Source organism: uncultured Olegusella sp., from assembly GCF_947253395.1.
Classification (GTDB): domain Bacteria; phylum Actinomycetota; class Coriobacteriia; order Coriobacteriales; family Atopobiaceae; genus Olegusella.
Genome location: NZ_CAMXYY010000135.1, coordinates 1 through 3531, shown reverse-complemented (window position 1 = coordinate 3531; position 3531 = coordinate 1). Strand labels below are relative to the sequence as shown.

Annotated in this window: 4 protein-coding genes and 1 pseudogene; 2 read left to right on the top strand and 3 right to left on the bottom strand. The window is 46.8% G+C overall.

Annotated elements, in window-relative coordinates:
- Positions 1–492: carboxypeptidase regulatory-like domain-containing protein (locus Q0X25_RS07895; RefSeq protein ID WP_298580935.1), on the top strand; the 492-nt coding region annotated here is incomplete at its 5' end.
- Between the two features lie 271 nt (positions 493–763).
- On the opposite strand, the pseudogene Q0X25_RS07890 reads toward Q0X25_RS07895, so the two are convergent.
- Positions 764–1404, bottom strand: a pseudogene (locus tag Q0X25_RS07890) (transposase); the annotation flags it as partial.
- Between the two features lie 238 nt (positions 1405–1642).
- On the opposite strand from Q0X25_RS07890, the gene Q0X25_RS07885 reads away from it, so the two are divergent.
- The gene (locus tag Q0X25_RS07885) at positions 1643–2035 is read left to right on the top strand and encodes a hypothetical protein (protein ID WP_298580932.1); all 393 of its coding nucleotides are present in this window, start codon (positions 1643–1645) and stop codon (positions 2033–2035) included.
- Positions 2036–2172: 137 nt separating this feature from the next.
- On the opposite strand, the gene Q0X25_RS07880 is transcribed toward Q0X25_RS07885, so the two are convergent.
- Both Q0X25_RS07880 and Q0X25_RS07875 read right to left on the bottom strand, forming a co-directional pair.
- A complete protein-coding gene (locus Q0X25_RS07880; RefSeq protein WP_298580929.1) occupies positions 2173–3309 on the bottom strand; it encodes a PD-(D/E)XK nuclease family protein in 1137 nt (378 codons plus the stop codon).
- Between the two features lie 27 nt (positions 3310–3336).
- The coding region (locus tag Q0X25_RS07875; RefSeq protein ID WP_298580926.1) for a PDDEXK nuclease domain-containing protein at positions 3337–3531 on the bottom strand (195 nt) is incomplete at its 5' end.

The following is a 3531-nucleotide window of genomic DNA, read 5'->3' as shown; positions in this document are numbered from 1 at the left end:
ACCTTTACAGTGACGGCCGGTGGCAAGCCTCTCGAGGGCGCTACAGTGACCATCGCTGGCAAGAAGGCCACTACAGACGCTACCGGTAAGGCAGCCATTGCAGAGCTTGACCGCAAGGCGCACGACTATGTTGTCACTAAGAAGGGCTACAACGATGCCAAGGGCAGCGTTGACCTCACCGATGGCGACAAGACTGTGAACGTGGCTCTTAAGACTCCTGAACCGCCGATAACAGCAGTGGAGAGCGTATTGCTGGCCAATGTTGTAGTAGCACCTAATCCGTTTGTAGAGACGCTCCACCTGACGGGTGTTGAGTCGCTACGGACGATCCAGGTGTTCACGGTGGATGGCGTGCTGGTCCTCAACCATACGCATGATGGCGCCAGTGAGGCCATTCTCCAGGCTGATAGCTGGAAGTCGGGCATCTACATCCTCCGTCTGATTGACCTCGAGGGTGCAGTGAAACAGCTCCGCGTTGTCAAGCAGCAGTAGAAGTACTGACTAGAGAATCTATTGCGGGGAGGCTTGAGCCTCCCCGCTTTTTTAGTATGCGTTGGTCAAAATGGTTGTTGATAAAGGAAGCGCATATACATACTCTCGTGAGACTGTTGCAAATGCCCTCGCGCTAGCCCAGAGCGACCCGATTGATGGATTAACCATGAACATGGGTGTTTTTGGGGTGATGTCAGACCGCCCTCAGGCTCCATTTTATCCCCTCTAGGCGGTCAATCTGACCACTTAGAGGGGATAAAATGGAGCCTTGCGCAACAATCAGCTGGGGCGCACGTTTGAGGCTGTACGCCAACGATTCGATAAGATTCTGATAATGGGTCTTGCAAAGGCCCTGGTAGCGACATCGTCCCCCCATGGAACCGGCGAATGATGCTACCAAAGGTGCGTTCAATAACCCATCTCGTGGCGCTGATTAGGCTGTTCAAGTATTTTTGGCTCGCTGCGAGGGGCTTACCTCATGTAGCCTTGCCATAGTACCATCCTCTAGTTTGAGCGCCTTCAAAGCGGTGCGATTCTTTTGGGAGGTATAGCCCTAGTCGGCTAAAATCAGCGTTTATCCTCAAGCCCTTTACCGACCAGCTCTAGGCGAAAACGGCATATCGTGCTGTGGTCGGGAGAAGCGTTTGTGAGGTCTAGCTTTAGGAAGTCGCTCCACGATATGGAGTCGTTGATGCGCTCCTTGACCTCTCGGTCGGAAAGCCCATACCAGGTCTCCAGGAGTAGTATTTTGAAGAGCAGGGACGGGGGATAGCTAGGCGCTCCCATTGGGGCGGCTGCCTGCTTAAGGCAACGCCTATTGAGCAGCTTGGAGATGGGGCGTCAATCTACCAGCTGATTGATTTGGCTCAAAAGGGGATTCCGCATCTTTTTCCGTCTATCGACAACAGCGATATCCGCGAAGGAGGGACTTTGGTCTGTTTAATCTGGCTCATCGCGACAATAAAAATATCTAGCTTTACAATACAAAGATACCAATAATCAGCTAGATATACAATAGTTTGAGCCAATTGTACGTGCAACAGTCTCACAAGAATGTAAAGCCATCAGCAAGACACAAGCAGAACTGCGCGCCACGCTTGCAGAGCAGCCGACTTGCACAAGCACAGAGCGTACCACGACACAAGAGACCGTGCAGATCCATCTCTCCAAAGAGACACAAGCCAAAATCAAAGAGCATCAACTTTTTGTTTTGGAGACACTCTCGCAGTCGAGCAAGAAACTTGACCCAAAGTTTGACGCCTTGCAACAACTCATCCGTGAGCGACAAAAGCCCATAGAGGACAAAAACTACTCGCTCTTTGCCAGTGTGCAATTAGCCGAGCACATGCTACTCCTATTAGTTTGCAGACTGGTCATGGTCAGCTGTTGGTTCTTTGCCATGGGAGCCAACCAACTGCAAACCGCCTCCGATTACAACCTCCGCTACCGCTACCTGCGTATGCAAGGCGAAGCTACAGGTAAAGACTTAGCCCATCTCGACAGCATTTTTGTCACGCATCGCAACCCAAAGCGATTCAGCTGATGCAACAAAAGGTAGTTGATTACGAGCAAGCTCTGCAGAGGCAAACTGAGTTGTTATTGGAGCAGAAGCGTATCAAACAGGAGCAAGGAGAATTGAAGATGCATTTGGAGAAATAACGAATAGAGTACTCCTGCAAGTTATTGTTGCTTGCAGGACCTTACATTAAAATAAGTTTCTATTTCGGCAACCTTTTTCTCTATCCACTCAAGTACTACACCCTTTTTTATTGCAGGATATTCGACTGGGTTATTCCAGTTGTTGTTTCCGTCATCAGAAATCCAACTCCAACCATAAGGATAACTTTGGGTAGGCTCATCTGTAAAACAATCTAATTTCGTTTGATGTGGTATTGGGGCTTTTGACGTGATACCAATCCAAACATTCTTCCAATATGTTTTGTCATCAGTCTTAATGACAATCACATTTGACTCGTCTAAATCTTTCCACAAAGCACCATTGTCGTCATGATGCTGCTCAAAGCCAATTTTCGTTAAGGGCTTAATAATATGGTTGTTAACCAATGTATCTCCTATCTCTTTGGCTAGGCTGAGCAGTTCTGAAGCACCCTCAATGTCATCAGCAGCCTCTTTAATTAGATTGTTTTTGTATTCTGTTTCCACGTCTTGGTATGTGAGTTGCTTAATAATCTTGATATAATCTTCGATAGTGCTACGAACAGGCTTGGGAGGAATGGACTGAGCCAAATCTTCTAATAGTTTGAGGATGTCTCGCGCATAGGAGACTTTGATGAGTTCAAACTTTTCTCTTCCCAATGAATAGTCTGAAGGTTCACAGCCATCTAAGGTAAGATATATCAACATGAAATTATGTTCCCCAAACTGCTCTTTGCCATAGTTATGATATCGAAGTAATTGATTAGGCTGGTCATTTGCATAGATTTTATTCTCAATGATAACGGCATGCTTTTGGTTACTATCTTCAAGAATAATGTCAATACGTCCGCCTATTGTATCTGTTACTTCTCCGACACTGCGTTCCACCATGGGTTCTTTACAGTACAAAATATAGTCTTGTGGTAGACCTACAGCAAGGAGGAAGGATTTGAGAAACTTATCGCCTAAACCATGCTTTGCCTTAGGATTGAGAAGCACAGCGAGTAAGCGTGAATGTAAGCGTACTTCATCCGAGCAAAGTTGCAGAGCAGAAATAATATTAAAGTTTTTCCCCTCCTCTTCTTCTTGTTTTATTCTCTTTTGCTCTGCTTCATGCAAGTCTGATAATTTGGATAATAGTGCTTTGATTTGGTTTTTCATAATGCAAAATGGCTTGATCTACTTGCTCTACAATTTTGCTAGTTCTTCCTCCACCTCCTCCACAGCAGGCAACGCTGATTTCAGATTTTCAGGGATAGTCTTCGTTAGTTGATAGTCGCTCACACCGATTGGCTGGTCGTAGCCAGAGAGAGCATATTGCGCCACGACCTTGTCGCCACCATTGCAGAGAAGCAAGCCGATGGTTTTGTTGTCGTGTTCGCC